We start from the raw sequence: 25,314 nt of genomic DNA on the forward strand, positions 1-25,314 counted from the left end.
TCCTCAGACAGTCTGGATTCCGGGGCGGCCGTCCTCGACGAGGAGTTTCGCGCGGGTGCTGACGGTGCCGTTCGGGACCGTGACGCGGTCCACCACGCGGTAGTCGGAGATCCACTGCCGCGGCGTGATCGTGCAGCTGACGTAACCGCGCTGGAAGTTGCCGAACTTGATGTGCGGGTTCTCGCGCAGCAGCGTCAGGCCGCCCGCGTCGTTGTCCATACCGTCGAGCCCGGACGTGATCGACGTCCCGACGAACTCGCTGCCGACGGTCGGGGAGTCCGGGTCGGCGAAGTCCAGCTTGAGGTCGGAGGCGACGCTGCGGTGCAGGTCGCCGCCGATCGAGACCAGGTTGCGGACCTTGCGCCGGTACGCGCCGCCGAGCACCCGGGCGCGGGAGGCGGCGTACCCGTCCCAGGTGTCCATCGGGACCAGGATCTCCGGCCCGTCCTTCACGTCCAGCTGGGCCAGGGCGTTCTGCTGGGCGAGCACGTTCCAGCGCGCCCGGGACGCGGTCCAGCCGTCGAGCAGCCAGCGTTCCTGCGCGTCGCCGGTGAGCGTGCGGGCCGGGTCGAGCGACTCCGGGCCGGGCGGCTTCGAACCGTCGCCGTACGCCTGGTCCGAGCGGTACTGCCGGGTGTCGAGCACGCTGAACTCCGCCAGCCGTCCGTACCGGATCCGTCGGTAGAGCTGCATGTCCGGGCCCTTGGGCAGCTGGGCGAGCCGCAGGGGCATGTGCTCCCAGTACGCGCGGAAGGCGTTCGCGCGGCGGACCAGGAACTGCGCGGGCGGCGCGCTCGGGTGCGCCTCGTCGGCCCAGTTGTTGACGACCTCGTGATCGTCCTGGGTGACCACCCAGGGCGCCGACGCGTGCGCCGCCTGCAGATCAGGATCCACCTTGTACGACGCGTACCGGTTGCGGTACTCGTCCAGCGTCACCGTCTCCCGGGTCACGTAGTCCTCGTTCGAGTGCGGCCGGACGCCCCGGTCGATGCCGAACTCGTAGATGTAGTCGCCGAGGAAGAACACCACGTCGTGCTCGCGCCGCGCCAGATCGGCGTACGCCGTGTACCAGCCCTCCCACCACGCCTGGCAGGAGGCGAAGGCCATCGTCATCACCGGGACGCTCGCGTCGTACGCCGGGGCGGTGCGGGTCCGGCCGGCCGGGCTGTAGTGGCCGGCGACGCGGAAGCGGTACCAGTAGTGCCGCCAGGGCCGCAGTCCGCGGACGTCGACGTGCACGGAGTGGCTCGCCTCGGGCCGGGCCTGGGTGGTGCCGTGCCGGACGACGCGCCGGAAGTGCTCGTCCTCGGCGACCTGCCACTGCACCTGGACCGGTCGCCGGTCCATCCCACCGAACGGCGCCAGCGGCTCGGGAGCGAGCCGGGTCCAGATGACGACCGCGTCCGGCAGCGGATCACCGGACGCGACGCCGAGCGTGAACGGGTCACGCCGGTCCGGCCGGCCGGTCGCGCCGGCGTCGGCCCGCTCGATCTCGGGCAGGGACCCGGTCAGCGCCAGGGCGGCGGCCGCACCCGTCACGGTCAGGAATCCGCGCCGGGTGCTGCCCAGCAGCTCACTCGTCTTCACGGGATCACCTGACCAGGTGCGGTGATCGCACCCGTGTCAGGTAATCGACGAACCGGCGAACCGGGGACTACGAAAGATGTTGACTCAGTTGACGACGTTCTTCGCGGCCGGGGCCTTGATCGCGACCGGGGCCGTCGTCGGGTCCATGGTCATCACCATGCTCATGCCCATCAGGTCGAAGGAGAACCGGCGGGCCATCTTGTCGTCGTCCATCCACATCGAGTACGTCACGGTCGTCGGCACGCCGGCCGGGACCTTCTTGCCCTGCGCCTTGAGCGCCGCGGCCGCGTCGACCGTGACGGCGTACCGGTCGAGCTTCACCCCACCGATCGTCTCGGACTTCACGAACTTCACTCCCCGCAGCGCGCCCTTGAAGGACTTGAACGTCTTCGTCGGGTCACCGCTGCCGGCCAGCTCGCCGAACTGGGCCATCGACGGGTCGGATGAGTCGATCTTGACGTACTTGCCGGTCGGCGTCGCCCCGGGCAGCGACATGTACAGCGTTTTGCCGACCAGCACGATCTTGGCCGTCTTGCCCCCGAACGCCACGCCGGTCATCGACATCGACATCGCCGGCGGCGTGGTCTGCTGGACCCCGGTGGTCGTCATCAGCACCTCGCCACCGGCCGTCATCCTGCCAGTGATGCGGTAGCTCTTCTGCTTGGCCAGCGCGGTGTTCATGGCCGGCAGGAACGTCACGCGGTTCAGCCGGACCGGCGCCGGCACGACCTTCTGCGGGGCGGCCGACGGGGTGACCGACGGCGTGACGACCGGCGTGGGCATGCTGTCCGTCGTCGCGGTGACCGCCGAGTCGTTCGAGCCGGCACCGCATGCGGTGGCGCCCAGGATCAGCGGCAGGGCGGCGACAGCGGCAGCCGCCCGTGAACGAAACCTCACAGTGTGTTTCCCCTCCCAGGGTGAATCGAGACGCCGGATCCTACGGGGCTCGACGACACCCTGGGAAGGGAGTTGCAGCTAGTGGCAGTCAGCTCTCGCCGCGCTTGACCGAGGCGAGCAGCAGCTGGGCGACGTCGTTGACCTCGACCTCTTCGCGCGCCGTTCCGTCGGCCTGCTTGGCGGTGAGGCCGTCGGACAGCATCACCCGGCAGAACGGGCAGCCGGTGGCGATCTTGTCCGCGCCGGTCTCGACCGCCTCGGTGGTCCGGTTCACGTTGATCCGGCTGCCGATCTTCTCCTCCATCCACATCCGCGCGCCGCCGGCGCCGCAGCAGAACGACTTCGTCTTGTTGCGCGGCATCTCGGCGTACTCGGCACCGGGGATGATCTCCAGCAGTTCGCGCGGGGCGTCGTACACCTGGTTGTGCCGGCCCAGGTAACACGGGTCGTGGTAGGTGATCTTCTGCCCGTTGAGCGTGCTGTCGGCCGGTGCGACCGGGGTCAGCTTCTTCTCCCGGACCAGCCGGTTGAGCAGCTGGGTGTGGTGGATGACGTCGAGCTCGACGCCGAGCTGGGAGTACTCGTTCTTCAGCGTGTTGAAGCAGTGCGCGCAGGTGGAGACGACCTTCTTCGCGCCGGTCTCCTTGAACACCTCGGCGTTCTGCATCGCCAGCTGCTGGAAGACGAACTCGTTGCCCGCGCGCCGGGCCGGGTCGCCGGTGCAGGTCTCGCCGTCACCCAGGACGGCGAAGCTGACGCCGGCGATGTTCAGCAGCTCGGCGACCGCCTGGGTGGTCTTCTTCGCCCGGTCCTCGAAGGCGCCCGCGCAGCCGACCCAGAACAGGTACTCGACCTCGGCCAGCGTCTCCACGTCGGTGCCGACCTGCTTGACCTCGAACGGCAGGTCCTTGGCCCAGTCCATCCGGCCGGACGGGTTCATGTTCCACGGGTTGCCCTTGTTCTCCAGGCCCTTGAACAGCCCGTTGAGCTCGGACGGGAACGACGACTCGATCAGCACCTGGTAGCGGCGCATGTCCATGATCGCGTCGACGTGCTCGATGTCGACCGGGCACTGCTGCACGCACGCGCCGCACGACGTACAGGCCCACAGGGCGTCCTCGTCGATCACCGCGACGTCGGGCGAACCGACCAGCGGGCGCTCCATCTCGGCCTGGACCAGGTCGGGCAGCGACTTGCGCTCCTCGTCGGACGACGCCAGCAGGTACGGCGCCTTGGTGTAGGCGTTCTCCCGCAGGTTCATCACGATCAGCTTCGGCGACAGGGGCTTCTCGGTGTTCCAGGCCGGGCACTGCGACTGGCACCGGCCGCACTCGGTGCAGGTGGTGAAGTCGAGCAGGCCCTTCCAGGTGAAGTCCTCGACCTTGCCGACGCCCAGCGGTGAGTCCTCGTCCAGCTCCTCGATGTTCTCGAAGTCGATCGGCTTGCCGCTGACGCTGATCGGCTGCAGCGCGCCGAGCGCCGTCCCGCCGTCGGCCTTGCGCTTGAACCAGATGTTCGGCCAGGCGGTGAACCGGTGCCAGGCCACGCCCATCGTGGCGTTCAGCGAGATCGTGATCATCCAGGCGAACGAGATCAGGATCTTGATCATCGCGACCAGGTAGATGCCGTTCTCCAGCCGCGACTCCGGCCACCCGGCGACCGCCTCGCCGAGGAACCAGGTCAGCGGGAAGTGCCAGCGCGAGGCCTCACCCAGTTGGGAGGCCAGGCCCCACTCCAGCGCGCGCAGGGCGAGGATGCAGATCACCACGCCGAGGATCGTGTACTCGACGTAGTACCCCTGCCAGGTCCGCGAGCCGTAGAACCGGCTGTACCGGCCCTCCGGCCCGGTCGGCCGGTGCCGCAGCCGGATCACGATCAGCCCCAGGATCGTCAGCAGGCCGGCCCAGCTGAGGATCTCGGTGACCCATTCGAACACCACCCAGTGCCCGAGGATCGGCAACGCGAAGTGCGCGTCGAACAGCTGCCCGAACGCCGTCACCAGACTGAGGATCAGGCCGACGAAGCTGGCCGCGACGAACCAGTGCAGCACACCGATGTGACTCCACTGCAGCATGCGGGTGTGCCCGAGGGTCTCCCGCAACATGGTCACGGTCCGCTGCCCCGGATGGTCGGTCCGCCGGGCCGGCTGCCCCAGCTTGATCACGGAGACGATCTGTCCGATCGTCCGCCCGAACAACGCGACTCCGACCGCGGCGATCGCTAGCGAGACGACGATGGCGAGGATCTGCATACCAGCGATGTTATTGGTTGGTTACCGGCGAGTCATGTCGGTGAGGGGCGCATCACGCGCGTGTTCCGTCTCACTCTGGTACCGAACTGTCCTCAGTGGTGAAGATGAGGTCAGCAACCGAGGGGGGATAGGCGGCGTCCCAGACTCTGGCGTAGGCGCCGGCGACGAGCGGCCAGATTTTTTGCAGGCCGTCCTCGGCCGATTGGATGTCGTCCGCCAGGTCTCCGAACAGGACGAACTCATGGGGGATCACGCGGCCGGCCGCATCTTTGCGTCCCAACGGATCTGGGAAGCGCAGGGCGCCCGCCCCAACGGCACGACGCCATGCCGCCGGCTCGTCCTCGAGACCCACGAAGCTGCGCTCATAGTCGGGAAGCGGGTCGGACCGCCCTCCGTCGAGGAGGAACCGAAATCCCCAGGCTCGCCCTCGGGTGGCCCAGATAAGACTCGCGGGCAGGATCTGAGCGCTCACCTGAGGCTCTTGATCAGCAGCTTGTCCTTGACGCCTTGCTCCAGGTCCAGCTTGAACTGCGTGAGCGTCGCGGTCAGGAAGTCCTTGTGTTCCCGCGCCTGGGCGTTCATCTCCCTGAGTTGAGATCCAGCCAGCTTGGCGGCTGCAATGAGGGCGGGAAGGGCCGCCTTGCTGACGAGAGGGCCGATCTTCGGCAGCTTCGACACCAGTTGGCTGACACCGAAGCCCTTCTCGTCGGTCAGGACTGAGGCCAGCGTCTCGGCGCCGTCCGCCAGGGTGTCCAGTACCCTCCGCGGGATCTCCATCCGCTCATTCCACTGGACCCGGCGCTCCAGGGGAAGCATCGAGGCCACCGGCAAGATGAGATCAAGTCCGACCCGTTGGGTCACATCGATCTCCGTCGGCTCCGCGCCGGCTGCCGAGAGCTTGAACTTGGCCGACGAGAGCAGCATGAAGTCCTCGCCCACCGACAGTGCCTCCGGTGTGTCCACGAGGTCCTGGAGCGTAGAGCGCAGGTCGTCGAGGTGACCGGCAGCCTTCTCGATCACCAGGTCGCGAAAGGAGTGCACGTTCCAGGCCGGGAAGAGATCCGCCTTCGAGAGCGCGACGATCCAGATCCGGGGGAATTCGGTCAGACGGTCCTCGTCGGTCAGCAGTTCGTCTTTGAGCCGCAGAACCCCTTGACGGAAGTTCGTCAGGAGTGACTTGAGGTACCGCTCCTCCTCGCCCGCGTAGTCCAGCAACTTCTGACCATCCACCAGCAGGAGCGCGACGTCGGAACCCAGCAGTGACCGGAACGTGTCGACCCGACGGCCGGCCTCTTCCCCGCTGCTCGGCGATTCTTCGAACCATTCCCCCGGGTAGTCGTGCCACGCGAGTCGCAGAGAGTCGAACGGCCGCTGCTTTCCTGCCGCGTTGTCCGCGCCCTTGAGCTTCACCGAGAAGTAGTAGGTCGTGGCCGCGAACCGGGTCGGCAAGGGCGTCTTACCCCGGTCTCGCATGCCGAGGTAGTTCTGGTAAAGCCGGTTGCCCTGCCCGGTGTCGTCCGCTACGAGGTCCCAGAGATCGTTCGAGTACGAACCCTCCTGCGTCGGGCCGAAGAACGAAGAAACCAACACAGTCTTCCCGGAGCCGCTCTCTCCGAAAACGGCGACGTGCTGCTCGCGGATCCTGGGATATTTCGCCATGGCGGGAACGTACCGCACTCTTCGGCGCAACCGCTCTGTCGTACAGGAGGAGGATCGCAGTTCTACCTGTGGCGGCGGTTGATCTTCATGTCTTCGAGGCAGGTGGCTGTGGTTCGCAGACGGTGATGGTCCAGGCCGGCGGTGGAGAGTAGTTCGAGGGCGACCAGGGCGCCGGTGTCGGCGGCTTCCTGGTCGGGGCGGTCGGCCGGCTGAACGACCTGGCAGCGGATGGTGAACGGGCGCAGTTCGGCGTCGTAGCTGAGGGTGCCAGTTTCGGTGTAGTCCGCCAGCAGCAGGTCGTGCTGATCGACCTCGGCGCGAAGCTTCTCGCGCTGGGCGTCGGTCAGATTCTGGAACTCGCCGCGGGTGACGACGCGGTAGGTGCGGACCTCTGAACTCATGCCGGGACTGTAGTAGCAGGCCCCAGCTGGATGCCCGCGATTTTTCGGCAGGCGACGGACAGATGCGCGCCGACACCAACCATCCGCCAACCTAACTCTGTCTTCTGTCTTTCCCTGTGTTTGTCTTTGGTCCTTGCTCTCTTGTCGTTCGTACGTCGAAGGGCCCGGCCGATGGGATTCGGCCGGGCCCTTCTTCTACCTGCTGGGTGTTACTTCGTACCGAAGACCTGCAGTTCCGTCATGTCGGTGAACTGGCAGCCGCCGTAGGCGCCGGCCGGGCAGTTCGTGGCGAAGTCGGGGACCTGCGGGCTGAGCATCCAGAAGCGGACGTACTGGACGTTCGTGGTCGCCGCGGACGGGGTGAGTTCGGTGTACTTGCCGCGGTTGGCGGCGGTGAACTCGCCCTCCTGGGCGGTGGTCCAGGTGGTGCCGTCGGGCGAGGTCTCGATCCGGTACTTGCCGGTCGAGGCGCTGCCCGGGTCGCCGCAGGTGTTCGACGGGTCGACCGAGAACTTCGACACCGTGACCGCCGACGGCAGCTTGATGTCGATGTGCTTCGGAATCATCACGCCGGTCGGCGTGCCGTTGTCGTCACCGGTGGTGCTGCCCCAGCCGGTGCCCTGGCTGGAGTCGATCGCGTACGCCGGGCCGCAGGCCGGGGTGAAGTCCGGGCCGTTGAACTTGACGACCGAGCCGCCGCCGGAGGCCGCCGCCCAGTTGCGCCGCGGCGCGAAGTTCGCCGTGGTGCCGCCGGCGGTGACCGTCAGCGGATTGCCGAGCAGCTCGTAGCCCGCACCGGACACGACGAACTTGCCGTACTTGCCGGGGAAGACGTTGTCGATCGCGTAGCTGCCGTCGGCCTTGGTGACGGCCGAGTAGTCACCGGCGTACCCCGAGGCGTGACCGCCGATGAAGACCAGCGCGCCGGCCACCGGAGCGCCGGTGTCCTTGTCGGTCACCTTGCCCTTGATCGTGGTGGTCGTACCGGTCGGCGGGAGGTGGAAGTCCTCGACCGGGTGCGCGTCGCCGCCGTCCAGGACGCCGGCGAACCAGCCCATGCCGCGGTTGGCGAAGACCTGCCAGATGATCTTGGCGTTCTTGCCGCCGGAGGCGATCAGGTCGGCCTGCACGATCGCGTTGCGCATGTCGAGCATGGTCGGGTCGTTCGCGGACAGCTCCATCGCGCGGGTGATGATGCTCAGCGCGTAGGTCCGGCCGAAGCGCTCGCGCAGGTCCCACAGGGTCTGCGCCCAGACCTCACCGGAGGAGTGCACCTCCGGCGTACCGCCGATGGTCGGGAAGTCGCCGTAGGTGTAGCCACCCTTCGAACCATCGATGCCGACGCAGGCCGGCGCGACAGCCCTCACCCGGCAGTCGTTCGCCTGGGTCCGGATGGTGCCGCCGCCGGTGACGTACTTGCCCTCCAGCACCTCGCCCGGAGCGGTGGTGTCCTTCTCCAGACCGTGCGAGACCAGGTAGTCGAGCGCGTAGAAGTCGCTCCACGCCTCACCCATCGAGCCGGCCTGGATGCTGTTCAGCGTCGAGTTGCCGGTCGCGTCGACGACCAGGCGGTTCGACAGGCCGTGGGTGTACTCGTGGTACAGGATGTCGGCCGCGTTCGAGGAGCTGCTCGGCACCGTGGTGTTGTCGCCGGCGGTTCCGAACAGGTACATCTGCATGGTCGGCGGGGTGCCGTCCGGCGGGGTGTTCATGTTCGCGTTGTTGACGTGGTTGCCGTCCGGGCCGCCGTCGGCACCGGTGGCCGCGCCGTCCAGCGCGTTCAGCAGCACGGGGTCGCCGCCGGCGGTCTCGAAGTTGCCGGCCGCCGCGGTGAAGCTGATCGGCGGCTTGGCCAGCCAGTCGTGGAAGTTGCTGGCCAGGTAGAAGCCGTTGGTGACGTCCTGGTTCATGTTCGTCTTCCAGGAGTCCGGCTTGGCCGGGTCCCAGGTGCAGACGAACGTCGCCGAGCACAGCGGGTTGGACTGGAACGGCACCAGCTTGTACTGCGACGAGGTCGGCGTCCCGGGGACCTTGACCGTCTCGCCGGCGTTCGGCTGGTTGTCGTCGTTCACGTCGGCCCAGGCCGCGACCGAGGTGCCCTCGAGCAGCGTCTTGGCGTTCTTCGGCAGCCACTTGTTGTAGATCAGGTTCTCGGTGCGCTGCGTGCCGCCCTTGGCCGCGCCCGGGTAGTTGTCCTGCACCAGCGCGTCGCCGACACCGTTGCTGGACAGGTCGCGCCGGTACAGCAGCGCGCCGGTCTGGGCGTCGATGACGTGGGTGTAGATCAGCGAACCACCGGCGTTGGTGTACGTCGACCAGCCCTTGCGCAGGCCGTCGGCGGTGTGGAACCAGACCGGCTTGGCCCAGTCGCCGTTGCTCCAGGTCGTGGTCGCGCCCGACGCCTTGGCGGTGGCGCTCTTCGCGGTCCCGCCGATGTCCTCGGCGGCGGCGCTGCGGGCCGCGGCGGCGGTCAGCTTCGCGGCGGCCTTGCGCGTCTGCGCCTGGGCGACCAGCCCGGCCACCGGCGCGCCCTGGACGGAGACCAGCTTGCCGTCCTTGGTGACGTTGGCCTTGACGCCGTTGCCGAACACCTCGAGACCGTCGACCACCTGCACCCAGGAGATGTGGTGGGTGCCCAGGTCGTCGACGTAGTCCTTGCGGAGCTTGAGGGTGCCCAGGTCCGACTCGGACAGCTTGAAGACCTCGGGGTGCGCCTTGATGTAGTCCAGCGCGACCTGGGTGGCCTTCTTCGAGCTCGCGGGGGTGAGGAAGCCGTTGAGCTTGGTCACCTGCGACGGCGTACCGGTGTTCTCGTCGATGCCGACGACGCCCTGGCTGCCGAGCGAGTCGCGGAACTTCTCCGCTGCCGGGGTGTCCTTGCCGACCACCTTCGCGGCGCGCGCGATGCTGGCCCGCGAGCTCGGGGTGCGGGCGTCGAAGTTGCCCTTGCGTTCCTTCGAGGCGATCGACGGGCTGTGCTCGTCGCCGGCGTCGGGGGTGGCGGTGGCGGCCGAGGCGCCGCCGCCGGCGGTCACGGCCAGTAGGGCGGTGGCGGACACGGCAGAGACTGCCAGGAGCCCCCGCCCTTTGCCTGAAACTTTCACAGCAACGCTCCATGAAGTTGTCTGCGCGAGTCGCCCTCCACGACTCGTCCGGGCCGACCCTAAGCGTCCGCCCGGCCGGGCGGAAGAGAATTGGGCACAAATATGTCGAGACGAGGGTTGTCCTTCGTGTACGCAGCGGAACGGGCAGTAACCGCATTCGTCGCACTGCGCAATCACGCGAGAGCGCAGGGTGTTCACCTCTACGCTGAACCGGTATCGTCGCCGAACGCCTGCGAGGACCCTGGTGCTGCGTTACCCGCTGATCCATCCACCGTTGCTCGGGGCCCTGGCCCGGGCCGGCCACGGCTCCGTCGTACTGCTTGCTGACGGCAACTATCCGTACGCCACCGCCGTCGCGCCGGCCGCCGAGACGATCTGGCTCAACCTGCGGCCCGGGCAGATCCCGGTGGACGACGTGCTGGAGACGCTGCTCGGCGTCGTACCGGTGGAGGCGGCCCGGGTGATGGCGACCGAGACCGGCGAGGAGCCGGACGTCTACGAACGTTTCCGCGAGCTCCTACCCGGTACGCCGCTGCAGCCGCTGTCCCGCACCGACTTCTACGCCACCGCCCGCGGCCCGGAGCTGGCTGTCGCCGTAGCGACGGGCGAGCAGCGGTTGTACGCGAACATCCTGCTGACGCTGGGAGTCGTCAACGCGTCCTGACGAAAGCAAGAGCGGACCTCGTCAGGCCCGCCCTTGCTTGTTCGCTCAGAAGGCGCCGGCGCCGTTCGGCGTACCGAGGCCGGTCGGTCCGTCCCAGCCGGTGCGAGCCGTGCACCACTGGGTCGTGGGACAGGTCCCGTTGCTGCCGCTGGTCACGTCGAACAGCGCTCCTGGGTTGGTGTACGGAATCGAGTTCGGGTAGCCGGCGGTGTTGCCGGACAGGGCGTAGACGGCCGCGATGATCGGAGCCGACTCGCTCGTGCCGCCGAACTGGGCCCAGGTCGAACTCGACTTGGTGGTCGGGTAGTAGATCGCCATGCCACCGGTGTTCGGGTCGGCGGCCGCGGAGACGTCGGCGCCGGCCCGCTTGGCGCACCCGGTGTCGTACGACGCGGCCACGGTGAGCGCGCTGTTGTACGCCGAGCAGCCCGAGCCCGCACCGCTCCACGCGGTCTCGGTCCAGCCGCGGGTGGTGCTCGACCGGGCGAGCGACGTACCGCCGACGCCGGTCACGTACGCCGAGGCGGCCGGGTACGGCGCGCCCTGATAGCCCTTGTCGCCGGTCGAGGCGGTGATCGCGATGCCCGGGTGGTTGTAGTACGAGCCGTAGGCGGCGTCGGAGACGTCGCCGCCGCTGTAGCTGTTGGAGATGGCGACCACACCGGGCTGCTTGGATGCGGTCACGACGGCGGTGCCCAGGTCGGCGAAGCTCGCGCTGTTCGCCTGCACGACGAGGATCTTCGCGTCCGGTGCGGTGGCCGACACGGCGTCGACGTCGAGCGCCTGCTCACCGGCCCAGCCGGCGTCGAACCGCGGCGCGGTCGTCCCGCCGGTCTGGTTGATGACGCGCAGGCAGCCGTTGGCCGTCGTACAGGCTGGGAGGCCGAACTGGGCGCGGTAGACGCCGAGGTCGCGTTCCAGGTTCGGGTAGCCGTAGGCGTCGACGATGGCGACGGTCCGGCCGGCGGCGCTGAGGCCGGTCAGCTTGTACGCGTCGCGCAAACCGGCTGGTGTCAGGCCGGTCGCGGGTGGGGTGGTGGTGGCCGGCGTGACGCCTTTGTCGTCCACGAGCTTGAGCGCGTTGCAGGTCGCGGCGTGAGCGGAGGCCGGGGCCGCGCACAGTTCGGTGGCGTGCTTTCCGGCGGTGTACGGGGAGGGCGCGGCGGCCGCCCCGGTGAGCTGGACGGTCAGTCCTGCGACGGCGAGTGCTCCGGCGCCCAGGGCGGACACGAGAATCCGTTGTCTCAACAGAACTCCTCGAGCTGGGGGTTGGTGCCCGAAATCGTCCGCCCGCTCACACTGCGGGATCCAGCGATCACAGCCACGACAAATGTCATGGGTGGGCTGCGCGCGAGGCCTCCGTGACGTTCGTTTTTCCGCGGAAGCGCGGTGATTTTCCGGGTTCCATCGGGTGCCGAAGGATTCCCCCTGACTTCACCTGTACGGTCGATCCATGCAGCTCACCGACCAGGCGGCCGCGCTTCAGGCCGAAGCGTTCCGGCTCCTCGACCAGCTGGACCTGGCGACGGCCTTTCCGGGCTACGGCCCGCCGCAACTCATCGGCAGCGCGAGGTCCGGGCTGCTGGTGCTGCGCGATCTCGACGTCATGTTCGACGCGCCGGGTGCAACGACGAGCGGCGTCCTGGCCGGGCTGGCGGCGCTGGCCGAGCGGTGTGAGCTGCTGTCGGCCGACGTGCGTGACGAGCGCGGTGATCGCCGGCCGACGCCGCGACCGACCGACGAGCGGTTCTACGCCGTACTGCAGGTGGGGGAGTGGAAGGTCGATCTGACCTTCTGGATCCACGAAGTGGACCGGCCCCAGGTGGCGGACGCGGTGCGGTTGCAGCGGATCAGCGGCGAGCAGCGCGAGGCGATCCTGCGGCTCAAGCACGAGTGTCCGGGATATCCCGAGCTGATCGGCGGGACCGACATCTACGCCGCCGTACTGGAGCACGGCGTCCGGGCGTAGAAGAGTGCCGGCCGTCCGGCAACGCCACCGGACGGTCGGCACTCGCTTCAGAGGAGTCCGAGCTCCCTCGACTCCTGGTCGTTGAACAGGCGGGACCTGATCAGGAAACGCACGCCCTCGGGCGCTTCGACGGAGAAGCCGCTGCCGCGGCCCTTGACCACGTCGACGGTCAGGTGGGTGTGCTTCCAGTACTCGTACTGGTTGGCCGACATCCAGAAGCCGATCGGCTTGTCCAGGCCGTCGACGGCCAGGTCGCCCAGGTGGACGTCGGCCGCGCCGGTCCTGAACTCGCCGTCGGGGTAGCACATCGGCGAACTGCCGTCGCAGCAGCCGCCGGACTGGTGGAACATCAGCGGCCCGTGCAGCTCGGTGAGGCGGCGGAGCAGGTCCGCCGCCGCCTCCGTGTACGACACCCTGTCGACCATCACGCGGCCTAGAAGAATCCGGCGCGGTCGGGCGAGTAGCTGACCAGCAGGTTCTTGGTCTGCTGGTAGTGGTCGAGCATCATCTTGTGGTTCTCCCGGCCGATGCCGGAGTTCTTGTAGCCGCCGAACGCCGCGTGCGCCGGGTAGGCGTGGTAGCAGTTGGTCCAGACCCGGCCGGCCTGGATCTCCCGCCCGGCCCGGTACGCCGTGTTGATGTCGCGCGACCAGACCCCGGCGCCCAGTCCGTACAGGGTGTCGTTGGCGATCTTCAGCGCGTCGGCGTAGTCGTCGAACCGGGTCACCGACACGACCGGCCCGAAGATCTCCTCCTGGAAGATCCGCATCTTGTTGTCGCCCTCGAAGATCGTCGGCCGGATGTAGTAGCCGCCGCTCAGGTCGCCGCCGAGATCGGCCTTCTCGCCGCCGGTGATCACCTTGGCGCCCTCGGCCTTGCCGATGTCGATGTAGGACAGGATCTTCTCGTACTGGTCGTTGCTGGCCTGCGCGCCCATCATCGTCTCGGTGTCCAGCGGGTTGCCCTGCTTGACCGCCTCGGTGCGCGCGGTCGCGTCGGCCAGGAACTCGTCGTAGATGCTGCCCTGGATCAACGCCCGCGACGGACAGGTGCAGACCTCGCCCTGGTTGAGCGCGAACATCGTGAAGCCCTCGAGCGCCTTGTCGTAGAAGTTGTCCTTGCTCGCGGCGACGTCGGCGAAGAAGATGTTGGGGCTCTTGCCGCCGAGCTCCAAGGTGACCGGGATGATGTTCTCCGAGGCGTACTGCATGATCAGCCGGCCGGTCGTGGTCTCACCAGTGAACGCGACCTTGGCCACTCTGTTGCTGGAGGCAAGCGGTTTGCCGGCCTCGACGCCGAAGCCGTTGACGATGTTCAGCACGCCCGGCGGCAGCAGGTCGGCGATCAGCTCCATCAGCACGTGGATCGAGGCCGGGGTCTGCTCGGCCGGCTTCAGGACGACGGCGTTGCCGGCCGCCAGTGCCGGGGCGAGCTTCCAGGTCGCCATCAGGATCGGGAAGTTCCACGGGATGATCTGGGCGACCACCCCGAGCGGCTCGTGGAAGTGGTAGGCGACCATGTCGTCGTCGACCTGCGAGATCGAGCCCTCCTGGGCCCGCAGCGCGCCGGCGAAGTACCGGAAGTGGTCGATCGCCAGCGGCATGTCGGCGGCCAGCGTCTCGCGCACCGCCTTGCCGTTGTCCCAGGTCTCGGCGACCGCGAGCAGTTCGAGGTTGTCCTCGATCCGGTCGGCGATCTTGTTCAGGATGTTCGCCCGCTCGCTCGGCGACGTCCGGCCCCAGCCGGGCGCGGCGCCGTGCGCGGCGTCCAGGGCGGCCTCGACGTCGTCGGAGGTGCCCCGGGCGATCTCGGTGAAGTTCTCACCGGTCACCGGCGTCGGGTTCTCGAAGTACCCGCCCTTGACCGGTGGGACCCATTCACCACCGATGAAGTGGTCGTAGCGGGACTTGTAGGTGACCGGGCTGCCTTCGTGCCCGGGAGCGGCGTAGATCGTCATTGGTCCTCCTGCTCCTGCGGTGCCGGTGCTCCCGCAACCTACGCACGGCGACGTTGCATCAACGTTGCACGCCGCGGCCTTGAACGGCGTGCCGATCCGGGCGAGGGTTGAGTGTGGACGCACCGGACCAGGCCCGGCGGCTGAGCGAGCTCTACGACGAGGTGCTCAGCGGCGGTCGCGTACCCGGTGCTCCGCGGCCGCTGGTCGCCGAGTCGTGGCAGCGCTCGCTCGCCGCGCTGGTCGACCCGGAGCTGGACGCGCCGCCGGTTGTGGTATCCGGCGACGAGCTCGCCGAGCTGCGCGAGCAGCATCCGCTGCACGCCGTCCTGCCGGTGCTGCGCCAGACGCTGACCACGATCGCCGACGAGGCGTCGCACATCATGATCATCACCGACGCGCGCGGGCTGATCCTGTGGCGCGAAGGCGCGGCCGACGTACGGCGGCAGGCCGACCGGATCGCGCTGTCGGAGGGAGCGATCTGGTCCGAGGACCAGATCGGGACCAACGGGATGGGTACGGCGCTGGCCGCCGACCAGCCGGTGCAGATCCATTCGGCCGAGCATCTGGTCCGGCGGATCCACGCGTGGACGTGTGCGGCCGCGCCGGTGCACGACCCGGACACCGGGAAGCTGATCGGGGCCGTCGACGTCTCGGGGCCGTTGCGGACCGTGCATCCGGCGATGATGGCGCTGGTGACCGCGGCGGCCGGACTGGCCGAGGGCCAGCTGCGGGTCCGGATGGCCGCGGCCGACGAGGTGCTTCGCGCCCGGAACATGCGCCATCTGATCGCGCTCGGGGACGCACCCGGCGCGCTGCTGACGCCGACCGGCCGGGTGCTGGCGGTCCAGCCGCTGGCCTGGCTGCCGGATCGGCTCGACGTACCGGCCGGCGCTGATCGGATCGACCTCGGCGACGGGCGCGAGGGGGTGATCGAGCAGCTGGACGAGGGCTACCTGCTGCGGTTGCCCGGCGCGGTGCGGAGTCGCCGTACGTCGCTTCGGCTCGAGCTGCTCGGCGCGCGGCAGCCCGTCGCGGTGGTCGGTGGCCGGGAGATCGCGCTGACGCTCCGGCGGGCCGAGGTGCTCGCGCTGCTCCTGCTGCATCCGGCGGGGCTGACGGCCGAACAGTTGATGCTGCAGCTGTACGGCGACGAGGGGAACCCGACCACCGTGCGGGCCGAGATGCACCGGCTGCGCAATCTGCTCGGGGCCGGTGTGCTCGACACCAAGCCCTACCGGATCCTCGCGGACGTCAGCGGCGACGTGACCGACGTCCAGGCCTTTGTCCGGCGAGGTGAGCTGTCCCGAGCGCTCGACCTGTACGCCGGACCGTTGCTCGTGCGCTCGGATGCGCCGGCCCTGCGCGCGGAACGGGACGAGCTCGACGCGACGCTGCGGCGCGCGGTCCTGGACTCCGGGGACGCGGAGCTGCTCTGGCGCTACGGCCAGACCTCGATCGGCGCGGAGGATCTCGAGGTCTTCGAGGTGCTCGCGCGGTGGCTGCCCGCGGACGACGCGCGCCGGGCGGCGGTCGCGGCACGCATCCGCCGGCTGACCGCGGAGCTCACGATGTGAGATCGGCGATTAAGTCAACCAGATTAGTCTAGTTTGGCCGGGTGGATGCAGGGGCTCGAAGGTCGTCGTCACGCCGGTGCGGGCGGGGCGGCGACCGAGCCGCGCTCGATCAGGATCGGCTCGACCGTGGTCCGGCGGACCCGGCGGTTGGTGTCGACCGCGGAGGTGACCCGGGCGACGACGTCCTGAACCAGATCGTCGAGCGGCCAGCGGAACGTGGACAGCGGCGGGGTCAGCAGCTGGGACATCGGCTGGTCGTCGTAGCCGAGCAGGGACAGCTGGCCGGGGATCGTGATGCCCAGCTCGGTCGCCGCGGCGTACACGCCGAAGGCCATCGAGTCGGCCAGGGCGAGGATGCCGGTCGGGCGTGGCGTCCGGCGCAGGATCTCGCAGGCGACCTCCGTGGCGCCGGTCAGGTCGTGCGGGCACGGCACGATCTCGGCGGTGAGTTCCAGCTCGGCCGCAATGCGCTGGGTGATCTCCTCGGCCGGCCGGTCGGTCTCGAAGCGCCGCGACGGGGTGAGCACCACGACGTCGCGATGACCTGCCTCGGCCAGCCGGCGCAGCGCCGTACTGATGCCGAGTTCGTTGTCGAACAGCACCTCGGACTTCGCCTTCGCGGCCGGCAGCGCGTCGCCGATCGCGATCACCGGCACCTGCTGGGCGATCGGCGCCCAGCCCTTGGCGGCCGGGTCGATCGGGATCACCACGATCGCGTCGGCGCGGTGGTCGACCAGGTGCTGGGCGAGCTCGAGCTGGCGGTCGGCGTCGCCGGCGGAGTCGATGATCCAGGCGTTGCGGTCCGGCGCGAGCAGCTCGCGGCCGAGCGCGGCGGCGAGGCGCTGCTGCCACAGGTCTTCCAGGGAGGCGCACAGTACGCCGACCGAACCGCTGCGGCCGGACGCGAGCGCGCGGGCGACCGGGTCGGCCTGGTAGCCGAGCCGCTCCGCCGACTCCTGCACCCGCTGGCGGGTCTCGGGCGTGCCGTGCAGACCTCGCAGCGCGTAGGAGACGGCGGCCATCGAGAGACCGGTGTCAGCCGCGATGTCCTTGAGGGTCGGCCGTCGGCCAGTACCGGACATGAGCACGAGCCTATGTGCTGGGTCGGACAAAAACTTGACAAGAACCGCTTTGAAGCGCTTCACTCCTCCTATCTTGAAGCGCTTCAAACAGCGGAGCGGGAAGGAGTGAGGCGATGATCGACGTGCACCAGCACCTGTGGCCGGCCGAGTTCGTCGACCGCCTCCGCGCCCGCACCACCGCGCCGTACCTGAACGGCTGGACGCTGCACACCAGCGGCGAACCGCCGTACGACGTGGACCCGGCGGCGCACGCCGTCGACAAGCGCGTCGCGCTGGAGCTCGACGCCGGGACGTCACTGGCCGCGGTGTCGTTGTCGAGCCCGCTCGGGATCGAGCAGCTCGGTGACGCCGCTCTGCTGGACGCCTGGCACGTCGGCGCTGCGGCATTGCCTTCGCCGTTCCGCGCGTGGGCGGCGGTTGATCTGCGCGAGCCGGATCTTTCCGGGCTCGCTGGGCTGCTTGCCGATGGCTTCCTCGGAGTACAGCTCCCGGCGCACGTTCTCGGTACGCCGGACGCGTGGGCCGAGGTCGCGCCCGTGCTGGCCGTTGCCGAGCAGGCGGACAAGCCGGTGCTCGTGCACCCGGGCACTGCCGGGGCGGGCAACTCGGGGCAGACCGGGGCAGATCAGCTCCCAGGTTGGTGGGCCCCGGTCGTTGACTACGTGAACCAGTTGCAGGCCGCCTGGTGGGCGTGGCACGCGTACGACGGCCGCGGCTCGTTCCCGTCGTTGCGGGTGTGCTTCGTCGCCGCCGCCGGATTGGCTCCGGTCCACCACGAGCGGCTCGCCGCCCGCGGCGGGCGCCTCGGCACGATCGACCCGCGGCTGTTCGTCGACACGTCGAGCTACGGACCGCAGGGCATCGACGCGGTCGCCCGCGTGCTCGGCATCGACCAGGTCGTGCACGGCACCGACCGCCCGTACGCCGGGGTCACCGAACTCCGGCAGGGCGAGGCCGCCACCGCGGTGATCCGCTACGACAACCCGCACCGGTTGCTGTTCGGCACGTCACCACCGCAGAACGATCCGGACCGCCTCGGCTTCGGCCGCGGCGCACCGTCGTACTGAAGTCTTCCCGGCGCTTTGCCGTGCCGGGCTGTCCTGCTCGCCGCTGTCCGGCGGTCGAGCCCGAACCAAAGCCGGCAGTGCCGGCGTCCTCCGAGAGGGGAGTGCAGTGACTGCTCAGCCCGTATCCGACGCACCCGTCGTTCCCGCGCGCCAGGCCAGCCGGCTCGTGGAGCTCAACGACTGTCTGTCGCTGGACAACCTGCCCGGCCGTGACCTCGACCCCGCCGAACTGGCCGAGCTGGCCGGCGGACTCGCCGCGCAGCCGCACCTGTGGGAGGACAAGGTCGCCTACAGCGACGAGGAGCGCGTCTTCGCCTCCCTGCACCGCGACGCCAACGTCGACGTCTGGCTGATCTGCTGGACCCCGGTCAACGACACCGGCTGGCACGACCACGACGTCTCCTCCGGCGCCGTGGCCGTTGCCCGAGGCAAGCTTGTTGAACACAACCTGGCGATCGGCACCGAGTCCATCGAGACCGAGGTCACCGCCGGCGACGTCTACGGCTTCGGCCCCGACCACATCCACCGCCTCACCGGCCTGGACAAGGGCTCCGTCACCATCCACGCCTACAGCCCGCCGCTGTGGCGGATGGGCCAGTACTCGGTCCGCGACGGCGTCCTGCGCCGGGTCTCCGTCTCGTACGCAGACGAGCTCCGCCCGATCGACTGACGTCAGGCGCCGACGCGCTCGAGGATCGCGTCGACGACTTCGCCGATCGGGCGGTCGGTGTCGACGACGATGCCCTCGGGCACACCTGCCCTGGTGGCATGAAGGCGAAGAATGAACGCCTTCTGCTCGTCGTTGCCGCCCCAGTCGTCGGCCTCCCGATCAGCCAGTCGCCGTTCGAGCGTCCCGGCGTCCACGTCCAGCACGAACACCTCGTCGAAGACGTCCAGGAACTTCCCGAAGTTCCGCGAACCCCCGCAGAAGAACACCACCTCCTCTTCGTTGCTCGCGGCAATCTCCCGGACCTTGTCGACGTCCCAGAGGTGGTACTCGTACCGACCGGGACCTTGAATCGGCACCCCGGTCTCCGGATCGCCCTGGTACGCGATCTCGTTGTCACCGTCGACGGCCCGGTACCCCCGCCGCCGAAGCTCGCGACACACCGAACTCTTCCCCGTCCCCGACCCACCCTCGACAAGGACATTCCGCTTCGCCATGCGCGGCAGCGTAGCCAGCAACGCGCCGTACGGCGTCTGAATTTGTGCCCGGCCTGGGTGTCGTCTCGTCAGCCTTGCCAACGTCGTGCTTGTGGATTCCAGGTTCCGGTGGCCGACGTTGCGAGAACGGGGTCGAGGCACCCGCCCACCACAACGAGTGCGCCGTCGAGGTTTCGCAGGCCGGCTTCGAGTGGGACCGTTCGGACTGAGTGCGCGTATCCCGCTTTCCATTCGGGGCCGGGGCTTGTGATGCGCGCCGGCAGGGTGCAACCGCGACGGGCGGCCTCGACGGTGATCGCCCGGCTGGTGAGGGATGCGTCGAGGTGGCTCGTGGTGATGATGAGCACGAGATCGACCAAGTCGCGGTAGCGGGTGGAGGGCCCGCGACTCGCGCCGTACCGGCTGTACATCGCGCACAACTTGTCGGCGACCTGGTCGGGCAGGGGATAGAGGACGAAGCGGGGTAGCGGGTCGGCGCCGATGAGATCGATCACCGGGCGGGGCCTGATCCGGTCGACCTTCGCCACCAGTTGGCTTCGGCTGGACACATCGATGGTGAACCGCTCGAATGGTCTTGCTCCGATGAAGCAGTTGACGCGCAGCAGAGCGACGGAGTGCTCCTCGGTCGATCGGGCCACGGTGTCGACGACGAAGGTGAGCTGGTCACCGGCGTCGACCGCGACGGCTGATCGCAGGGCATCGACGGCCTCGGTGAGATCGAAGGCAGTCGCCGGGACCACGAGGTCGACGTCCTTGCTGTCGCGCGCTTGCTGAATCCTGATCAAGAGGCCGGCGCCGCCTTTGAGGACCCAGCGGCTGTTCGGCTCTGCGAACACTCGACCGAGGAATCGCTGGAAGACGAACTCGCGGCGTACCTCGGCTGCAGGGCGGCCGCGACGCCTCGCCTCTGCTCTCAGGCGGTCGCTCAACGAGCGGTGGACTGTCGAAGGGATCGGTGGCTGGCCCCGCGTTCTCACGACGCTCGCCGAGCAGGAACTCGGTGGGTGTCGTTGACGAGGTCGACCGTCCGTTGGATCGCCGCCGGTACGCCGGACTCCTGGAGCAGGCGGGACAAGAGCGCCTCCCCGTCGCGGTGTCGCGCCCCGTAGCGGGCGGCGTACGGGCTGATGGCGGCGGCCAGCTCGTCGACATCGACATGGCGGACGGTCAGTGCGTCGCGGACCACGCCTGCGAGGTGGCCGCCGTCGGTGTGGGTCGCGGCGAGGTCGGTGACGGTTCGAGTGATGGTTGTGCACGGCAACCCGTCGACGATGGTCCAGTCGGTGCTCACCAGCGTCGCTTTGTGGAAACGAACGTCCAACCGCCGGCTCTGCCGCCGCCCCGAGACCGTGAACTCGTGGCGATCGGCGGCCAGGTCGCCGAGTCCGTGCAGGACGGCGGCCGATCGATGGGAAACCACCTCAGGAAGGGCGTCACGGAGGCGGTCTCCCGCGGTGCGGCTCGGATCGAGCCCGAGCCAGGCGGCCCGGAGATCGTCGAGTGGGTCCGAGGGTGCTCCGGTCACTCGGTAGACGCCCTGTGCGAGACGCTCCAGGAGGCCGGTCTGCGCGAATCTGCCGACTGACTTGCGGCTGGTTCCGGTGGCCTCCGCCTGGGCGGTGGTGACAAGTCCCCATTGCTCAGCGGCGATGTCGGCGAGCCCGGCAAGCGGCATGGTGACCTCCTTGGTTCTGCGATTGTACCTATTGATGAGACAAACGCAGTATTTCGAGCGATCGGCGTCAGGCACGCTGGCCCACCGCGAAGAACTGGGAGCTGGCCGGAAGAAGTTCGGGAAAGCGGTCGGCGATGCGGGAGCAGGTGAGGGCTGTGTGCAGCGGGTCCGGGTCGGTGAGTGTGGCCGGTGGTTGCTGGTTGCGGAAGTGCGCGTCGAGGGCGACGGTCAGCCAGCCGCCGGGGCCGGTGAGGCCGTGGACGGTGATGGAGCGCAGGCCGTGGCCGGTCATTTCCTGGCGGAGTTGAGAGACGGTGTGGTACGTCGTTTCGGCCATGCGGTCGTTGGCGGGGCTGAAGCCGGTGTCGAGGATCTCCTGGACGACGGGCATGCGTTGCTGGAGTTCGTTGGCGAGCATGGCGCCGAGGAGGTTGGCGGTTCGGTTGATGGCTACTACCGCTACGAAGCCGCCGGGGCGGGTGACGCGCGTGGCCTCCTGCAGCGCGGTCAGACGGTCCTCGACGCGGGTCAGGTGGTACAGCGGGCCGGCCATCAGTACGGCGTCGAAGTACTCGTCTTCCCAGGGGAGTTTGCGGGCGTCGCCGATGGTTGCGTCGATGCCGGCAGCTCGGGCTGTTTCGATGTGCTGGGGCATGGGGTCGAGCAGTTCGACGGAGTAGCCGCGCTCCTGTAGCCAGTTGGCGTGGGTGCCTGGTCCGCCACCGATGTCGCCGACGAGTGCAGGTGGTTCCGGCAGGTATCTGCCCATCAGGTCTTGCATGCGGGCCAGTTCCAGACGGCCTTTCAGGGGTGAGGTCAGCCGCAGGCCCTCGTCCTGTCCCAGGTATTGCGCTTCGAGCGCGCTCTCGATCAACATGCCTCGACTGTGGCCGCCGGCCTCGGTATGTCAGGAGGGCTGATCGAGGGGCGTATCAGGGCAGATCGTTTCCCCGCACGGAGGCCCTCGTTGAGACGAGAAGGGGGCGGCGGACCTGTGGTGAGAGTCGACAGCAACCATCTGCAACCCACCTAGTTCTTGTTCTTGTTTTTCCGTTCTGGTTCTTGCCAAGGCCTGTTGCACTCGCCTCTACGGGTGGCGCAGCACACCCAGCAGGCCGTGCGTCTCGTCGGCGATGCCCGCGGAGAACCAGATCGCGTCGGTGCCGCCGGTGGTCGCCGTACCGGGGGTCAGGGCCCAGAGCCCGGGGATGACCAGCGGGCGGCCGGTCGAGTTCTTCAGCTGGTCGAGGCGGCCGTGGGAGTCACGCCGTACGACGTTCACGCGGCCGTCACCGAAGTTGCCGATCAGGAGCGCGCCGGCCAGCTTGCCCCAGGACGCGGGAGCAACCGCCAGGCCCCACGGAGCGTTGAGGTTGCCGCGCGAGGCGATCCGCGCGACGAAGTGGCCCTCGGGGGTGAACTCGGTGACGTAGCCGTTGCCTCGGGTGTTCACGCTGCGGCCGGTCTTCGGGTCGGCCTTCGCGTAGCTGACGAAGACCCGGTGGCCGAGCGTCTGCACGTTGAACGGCGCGAAACCCTTCGGCAGTGCGAAGTCGCGGAACGACCACCACGGCTGCTTGACCTGGGCGAAGGCGTTGTCGAAGACGTCGATCCGGTTCTGCGCGAAGTTCGCGGCGTACAGGCGGTCGGCGGTGGGCGAGATCGCCAGGCCGGTGTACGCCGCGCCCGGCACGGTGGCCTTCATCTGCGCGGCGCCGATGAGCGGGCTGACCGGCGGGGCCCAGGCGGCGATCGAACCGGTGAGGGTGGAGAAGATGAAGCGGGCCGGCGCGCTGGCGGTGCCGTTGCTCAGGACGAAGCCGGTGCCGGGGTTCGCGACCTGACCCGACGGCGCGGGGACGTCCACCCGGACGGTCGGGACCTTCGTCGCCGTCGCGGCGCCCGGCGCGGACGAGTACAGGGTGGACGACGAGGTGCCCGCGTTGGAGACCCAGAGCGGCGACGTCGCGCTCAGCGCGAGACCCCACGGGTTGACCAGGTCGGGATCGAGCAGAGCGGCCTGACCCGGTACGTCGGACACGAGGTTGACCTGCTGTACGGCGAGTCCGTCGCGCGACGTGTGCGCGTCGGCGGCGGTCGGGGCGACCAGGGCGAGACCGCCGGCCAAGGCGGTGGCCAGTGCGATCGTTCCGGTGCGGGGTGAGCGGCGGGGTCGGCGCAGCGTCATGTCACAGTCCTTCGGGTCGGGTCGGAAGTCGAACACCTCCCACACGGATGGTTCGGCTGGCCGGTTCAGGCCCGCGCAGGGTGGACAATGCGGTGTCCGTACCGAAGGTGGGGGAGAACAGCCAATGACCGAGCTCGCGATCACGCCGCTGAACCCGGCGATCCTGCCGGCCGCGACCGGGAACTACACGCACGGCGTCGAGGTGACCGGCGGCCGCCGGATGGTGTTCGTCAGCGGGCAGGTGCCGTGGGGCGACGAGCAGGGCCGGATCCCGGAGGACTTCGAGGACCAGTGCCGGATGGTGTGGCGCAACGTGCTCGCCGTGCTCGACGAGGCCGGCATGGGCGTGCGGAACCTGGTGAAGGTGACCACGCACCTGTCCGACCGGCAGTACCGGGCGGCGAACTCGAAGATCCGCGAGGAGGTGCTCGGCGACCACGCGCCGGCGCTGACGATCTTCATCTGCGACATCTACGCCGAGGAGTGGCTGCTCGAGATCGACGCCATCGCGGTGGCCTGAGCAGGCCAGTCGTCCGGAACTGGTTCTGGTTCCCGGTGGTCGGTGGGCCCTAGCGTCGGGCACATGCGGATCAGAATCGTCGACGCGTTCACCGACCGCCCGTACGCCGGGAACCCGGCCGGGGTCTGTTTGCTGCCGTCCGGCCCGTGGCCGGACGAGGGCTGGATGCAGCAGGTCGCCGCGGAGGTGAACCAGGCCGAGACGGCGTTCGCCCGGCCGACCGGGGGCGAAGCCGAGGCGGACTGGGACCTGCGCTGGTTCACACCGACGGTCGAGGTGAACCTGTGCGGGCATGCGACGCTGGCGACCGCGCACGCGCTGCGGGCGGACGGCGCCTGGGCAGCGCAAGACGCGGGAGCAAGCGTCCGGTTCGCGACTCGCAGTGGGGTGCTGATCGCGAGAGCCGGAAACGGCGCGTCGATCGTGCTGGACTTCCCGCTGGCTCGGCCGGTGACGGCCCAGGCGCCGGCCGAGCTGGCGAAGGCTCTGGGCGTCGAGCCGGCGGAGGTCCACGCGACGGGGGCACTGGGAGACCTGCTCGTGGTGGTCGACAGCGAGGACGTCGTCCGGGGACTCGAGCCCGACCTGGCGGTGATGGCCGGGCTCACCAGCCGGGAGAACCTGCGCGGCGTGATCGTGACCGCCGCGAGCGACGAGTACGACTTCGTGTCGCGGTTCTTCGCGCCGGGGACGGGGATCGCGGAGGACCCGGTGACCGGGAGCGCGCACACCGCGCTGGCGCCGTACTGGGCGCAGCGGCTCGGGCGGGAGCGGCTGACGGGATTCCAGGCGTCGCGCCGCGGTGGGGTGGTTCAGGTCGAGCTGCACGGTGACCGCGTCCACCTGATCGGGAACGCGGTCACCGTGATCGACGGCGAGCTGACCGGCTAGGCCGGCGCGCGGAGCTGGACCGTCAGGCCCAGGTCTCCGCGTGGGTGACGACGCCGTTCGGCGCGCTGATCTCGGTGATCACGTCGTCGGCGTCGGCCTCGAGCGGCTCGAACGGGTACTCCGGTACCACGTACGCGCGGGCCCCGGCGACCAGGTCGACGCCCGGCAGCTCGAACCACGCCTCGCCGGTCTCCCGGCTGATCTCGTAGATGGCCTGCTCGGCGGTGTCGACCGGGTCGCGGTCGCCGGACTCGTCGAGCTCGACCGGGTGCCGCTCCTGGGCGGTGCGGCCGGCCTCCAGCAGTGCCTCCAGGTCGACCACCTTCAGGTCGAACCGGGACACCACGCTGATCAGGTGGTCCTGCTCCTCGGGCTCCTCCTCGTCGAGCTCCTCGACGTCGTCGTCGAGCAGCAGCGGCGTGGTGCCGGTGAGTTCGAAGACCGCGTCGTTCCAGCCCTCGACGAGCTCCTCGAGCTGGGCGTTGTGCTCGTCCAGCACCGACTGCTCCTCGTCACCGGTCATCGCGAGCAGGGCCTCGGTGTGGGCCTGCAGGCGCTCGGCGAGCAGCCGGCTGGCCTCGGCCAGCGCCTTGCGGGACTCGTCGGAGAAGAACTGCTCGGAACCCTGGGCGGGGAACTGCTGGTCGTCCACTTCAGTCACTGC

General features: G+C 69.1%; 24 protein-coding genes. 7 read left to right on the forward strand and 17 right to left on the reverse strand.

Features of this window, described 5'->3' with window-relative positions; all coding sequences use genetic code 11:
• Positions 1-3: 3 nt before the first annotated feature.
• From BWI15_RS33925 to BWI15_RS33955, 7 genes are all read right to left on the reverse strand, one after another.
• Positions 4-1,587 (reverse strand): alkaline phosphatase D family protein, encoded by a 1,584-nt coding sequence (locus BWI15_RS33925; RefSeq protein WP_077018576.1) that lies wholly within the window; start codon positions 1,585-1,587, stop codon positions 4-6.
• 84 nt (positions 1,588-1,671) lie between these two features.
• A complete protein-coding gene (locus BWI15_RS33930) occupies positions 1,672-2,484 on the reverse strand; it encodes a hypothetical protein (RefSeq protein WP_077018577.1) in 813 nt (270 codons plus the stop codon).
• An 88-nt stretch (positions 2,485-2,572) separates the two neighbouring features.
• Positions 2,573-4,735 (reverse strand): (Fe-S)-binding protein, encoded by a 2,163-nt coding sequence (locus tag BWI15_RS33935; RefSeq protein ID WP_077018578.1) that lies wholly within the window; start codon positions 4,733-4,735, stop codon positions 2,573-2,575.
• A gap of 70 nt (positions 4,736-4,805) precedes the next feature.
• Entirely contained in the window at positions 4,806-5,207 is a 402-nt protein-coding gene (locus BWI15_RS33940) for a hypothetical protein (protein WP_143466068.1), read from the reverse strand.
• Positions 5,204-6,394 (reverse strand): TRAFAC clade GTPase domain-containing protein, encoded by a 1,191-nt coding sequence (locus BWI15_RS33945; protein WP_077018579.1) that lies wholly within the window; start codon positions 6,392-6,394, stop codon positions 5,204-5,206. The genes BWI15_RS33940 and BWI15_RS33945 overlap by 4 nt, the downstream gene beginning before the upstream one ends.
• Positions 6,395-6,456: 62 nt before the next feature.
• Positions 6,457-6,795 (reverse strand): DUF6204 family protein, encoded by a 339-nt coding sequence (locus BWI15_RS33950; RefSeq protein WP_077018580.1) that lies wholly within the window; start codon positions 6,793-6,795, stop codon positions 6,457-6,459.
• Between the two features lie 209 nt (positions 6,796-7,004).
• Positions 7,005-9,854 (reverse strand): M36 family metallopeptidase, encoded by a 2,850-nt coding sequence (locus tag BWI15_RS33955; RefSeq protein ID WP_237771581.1) that lies wholly within the window; start codon positions 9,852-9,854, stop codon positions 7,005-7,007.
• Between the two features lie 289 nt (positions 9,855-10,143).
• Between BWI15_RS33955 and BWI15_RS33960 the strand changes: the two genes are divergently transcribed.
• Positions 10,144-10,563 (forward strand): RbsD/FucU family protein, encoded by a 420-nt coding sequence (locus BWI15_RS33960; RefSeq protein WP_077018582.1) that lies wholly within the window; start codon positions 10,144-10,146, stop codon positions 10,561-10,563.
• Positions 10,564-10,608: 45 nt separating this feature from the next.
• On the opposite strand, the gene BWI15_RS33965 is transcribed toward BWI15_RS33960, so the two are convergent.
• Positions 10,609-11,811: a S53 family peptidase gene (locus tag BWI15_RS33965; protein WP_202817790.1), complete on the reverse strand. Its 1,203-nt coding sequence runs from the start codon at positions 11,809-11,811 to the stop codon at positions 10,609-10,611.
• A gap of 205 nt (positions 11,812-12,016) precedes the next feature.
• Here BWI15_RS33965 and BWI15_RS33970 point away from each other — a divergent pair, with 205 nt between their 5' ends.
• Entirely contained in the window at positions 12,017-12,532 is a 516-nt protein-coding gene (locus BWI15_RS33970; RefSeq protein WP_077018584.1) for a hypothetical protein, read from the forward strand.
• Between the two features lie 47 nt (positions 12,533-12,579).
• On the opposite strand, the gene BWI15_RS33975 is transcribed toward BWI15_RS33970, so the two are convergent.
• Complete coding sequence (locus BWI15_RS33975) at positions 12,580-12,957, reverse strand: DUF779 domain-containing protein (RefSeq protein WP_077018585.1); 378 nt, start codon at positions 12,955-12,957, stop codon at positions 12,580-12,582.
• Between the two features lie 8 nt (positions 12,958-12,965).
• Positions 12,966-14,489, reverse strand: a complete 1,524-nt coding sequence (adh, locus tag BWI15_RS33980) for an aldehyde dehydrogenase (RefSeq protein ID WP_077018586.1) — start codon at positions 14,487-14,489, stop codon at positions 12,966-12,968.
• A gap of 113 nt (positions 14,490-14,602) precedes the next feature.
• Here adh and BWI15_RS33985 point away from each other — a divergent pair, with 113 nt between their 5' ends.
• Positions 14,603-16,063 (forward strand): helix-turn-helix domain-containing protein, encoded by a 1,461-nt coding sequence (locus BWI15_RS33985; RefSeq protein ID WP_077018587.1) that lies wholly within the window; start codon positions 14,603-14,605, stop codon positions 16,061-16,063.
• A 68-nt stretch (positions 16,064-16,131) separates the two neighbouring features.
• On the opposite strand, the gene BWI15_RS33990 is transcribed toward BWI15_RS33985, so the two are convergent.
• Positions 16,132-17,145 (reverse strand): LacI family DNA-binding transcriptional regulator, encoded by a 1,014-nt coding sequence (locus BWI15_RS33990; RefSeq protein WP_077018588.1) that lies wholly within the window; start codon positions 17,143-17,145, stop codon positions 16,132-16,134.
• 113 nt (positions 17,146-17,258) lie between these two features.
• Here BWI15_RS33990 and BWI15_RS33995 point away from each other — a divergent pair, with 113 nt between their 5' ends.
• Together BWI15_RS33995 and BWI15_RS34000 are read left to right on the forward strand one after the other, a co-directional pair.
• Positions 17,259-18,212 (forward strand): amidohydrolase family protein, encoded by a 954-nt coding sequence (locus BWI15_RS33995; protein WP_077018589.1) that lies wholly within the window; start codon positions 17,259-17,261, stop codon positions 18,210-18,212.
• A 106-nt stretch (positions 18,213-18,318) separates the two neighbouring features.
• A complete protein-coding gene (locus tag BWI15_RS34000; RefSeq protein WP_077018590.1) occupies positions 18,319-18,882 on the forward strand; it encodes a cysteine dioxygenase in 564 nt (187 codons plus the stop codon).
• Positions 18,883-18,884: 2 nt separating this feature from the next.
• Here the strand turns inward: BWI15_RS34000 and BWI15_RS34005 are convergent, their stop codons facing one another.
• The 5 genes from BWI15_RS34005 to BWI15_RS34025 all read right to left on the reverse strand — a co-directional run bounded on the left by BWI15_RS34005 (position 18,885) and on the right by BWI15_RS34025 (position 23,239).
• Entirely contained in the window at positions 18,885-19,376 is a 492-nt protein-coding gene (locus tag BWI15_RS34005; RefSeq protein WP_077018591.1) for an AAA family ATPase, read from the reverse strand.
• A 68-nt stretch (positions 19,377-19,444) separates the two neighbouring features.
• The gene (locus tag BWI15_RS34010; protein WP_168197415.1) at positions 19,445-20,305 is read right to left on the reverse strand and encodes a nucleotidyl transferase AbiEii/AbiGii toxin family protein; all 861 of its coding nucleotides are present in this window, start codon (positions 20,303-20,305) and stop codon (positions 19,445-19,447) included.
• 44 nt (positions 20,306-20,349) lie between these two features.
• Positions 20,350-21,051 carry a type IV toxin-antitoxin system AbiEi family antitoxin domain-containing protein gene (locus BWI15_RS34015; RefSeq protein ID WP_077018592.1) on the reverse strand — a complete coding sequence of 234 codons (702 nt, stop codon included), beginning with the start codon at positions 21,049-21,051 and terminating at the stop codon, positions 20,350-20,352.
• 67 nt (positions 21,052-21,118) lie between these two features.
• Positions 21,119-21,928, reverse strand: a complete 810-nt coding sequence (locus BWI15_RS34020) for a class I SAM-dependent methyltransferase (protein ID WP_077018593.1) — start codon at positions 21,926-21,928, stop codon at positions 21,119-21,121.
• 210 nt (positions 21,929-22,138) lie between these two features.
• Positions 22,139-23,239 (reverse strand): TIGR03118 family protein, encoded by a 1,101-nt coding sequence (locus BWI15_RS34025; protein WP_077019483.1) that lies wholly within the window; start codon positions 23,237-23,239, stop codon positions 22,139-22,141.
• A gap of 124 nt (positions 23,240-23,363) precedes the next feature.
• Between BWI15_RS34025 and BWI15_RS34030 the strand changes: the two genes are divergently transcribed.
• Entirely contained in the window at positions 23,364-23,759 is a 396-nt protein-coding gene (locus tag BWI15_RS34030) for a RidA family protein (RefSeq protein ID WP_077018594.1), read from the forward strand.
• A gap of 63 nt (positions 23,760-23,822) precedes the next feature.
• On the forward strand, positions 23,823-24,650 hold the full coding sequence (locus tag BWI15_RS34035; RefSeq protein ID WP_077018595.1) for a PhzF family phenazine biosynthesis protein: 828 nt from the start codon (positions 23,823-23,825) through the stop codon (positions 24,648-24,650).
• 22 nt (positions 24,651-24,672) lie between these two features.
• On the opposite strand, the gene BWI15_RS34040 is transcribed toward BWI15_RS34035, so the two are convergent.
• Positions 24,673-25,311 carry a hypothetical protein gene (locus BWI15_RS34040; RefSeq protein ID WP_077018596.1) on the reverse strand — a complete coding sequence of 213 codons (639 nt, stop codon included), beginning with the start codon at positions 25,309-25,311 and terminating at the stop codon, positions 24,673-24,675.
• Between the last annotated feature and the right edge of the window lie 3 nt (positions 25,312-25,314).

Source organism: Kribbella sp. ALI-6-A (genome assembly GCF_001984195.1).
Classification (GTDB): domain Bacteria; phylum Actinomycetota; class Actinomycetes; order Propionibacteriales; family Kribbellaceae; genus Kribbella.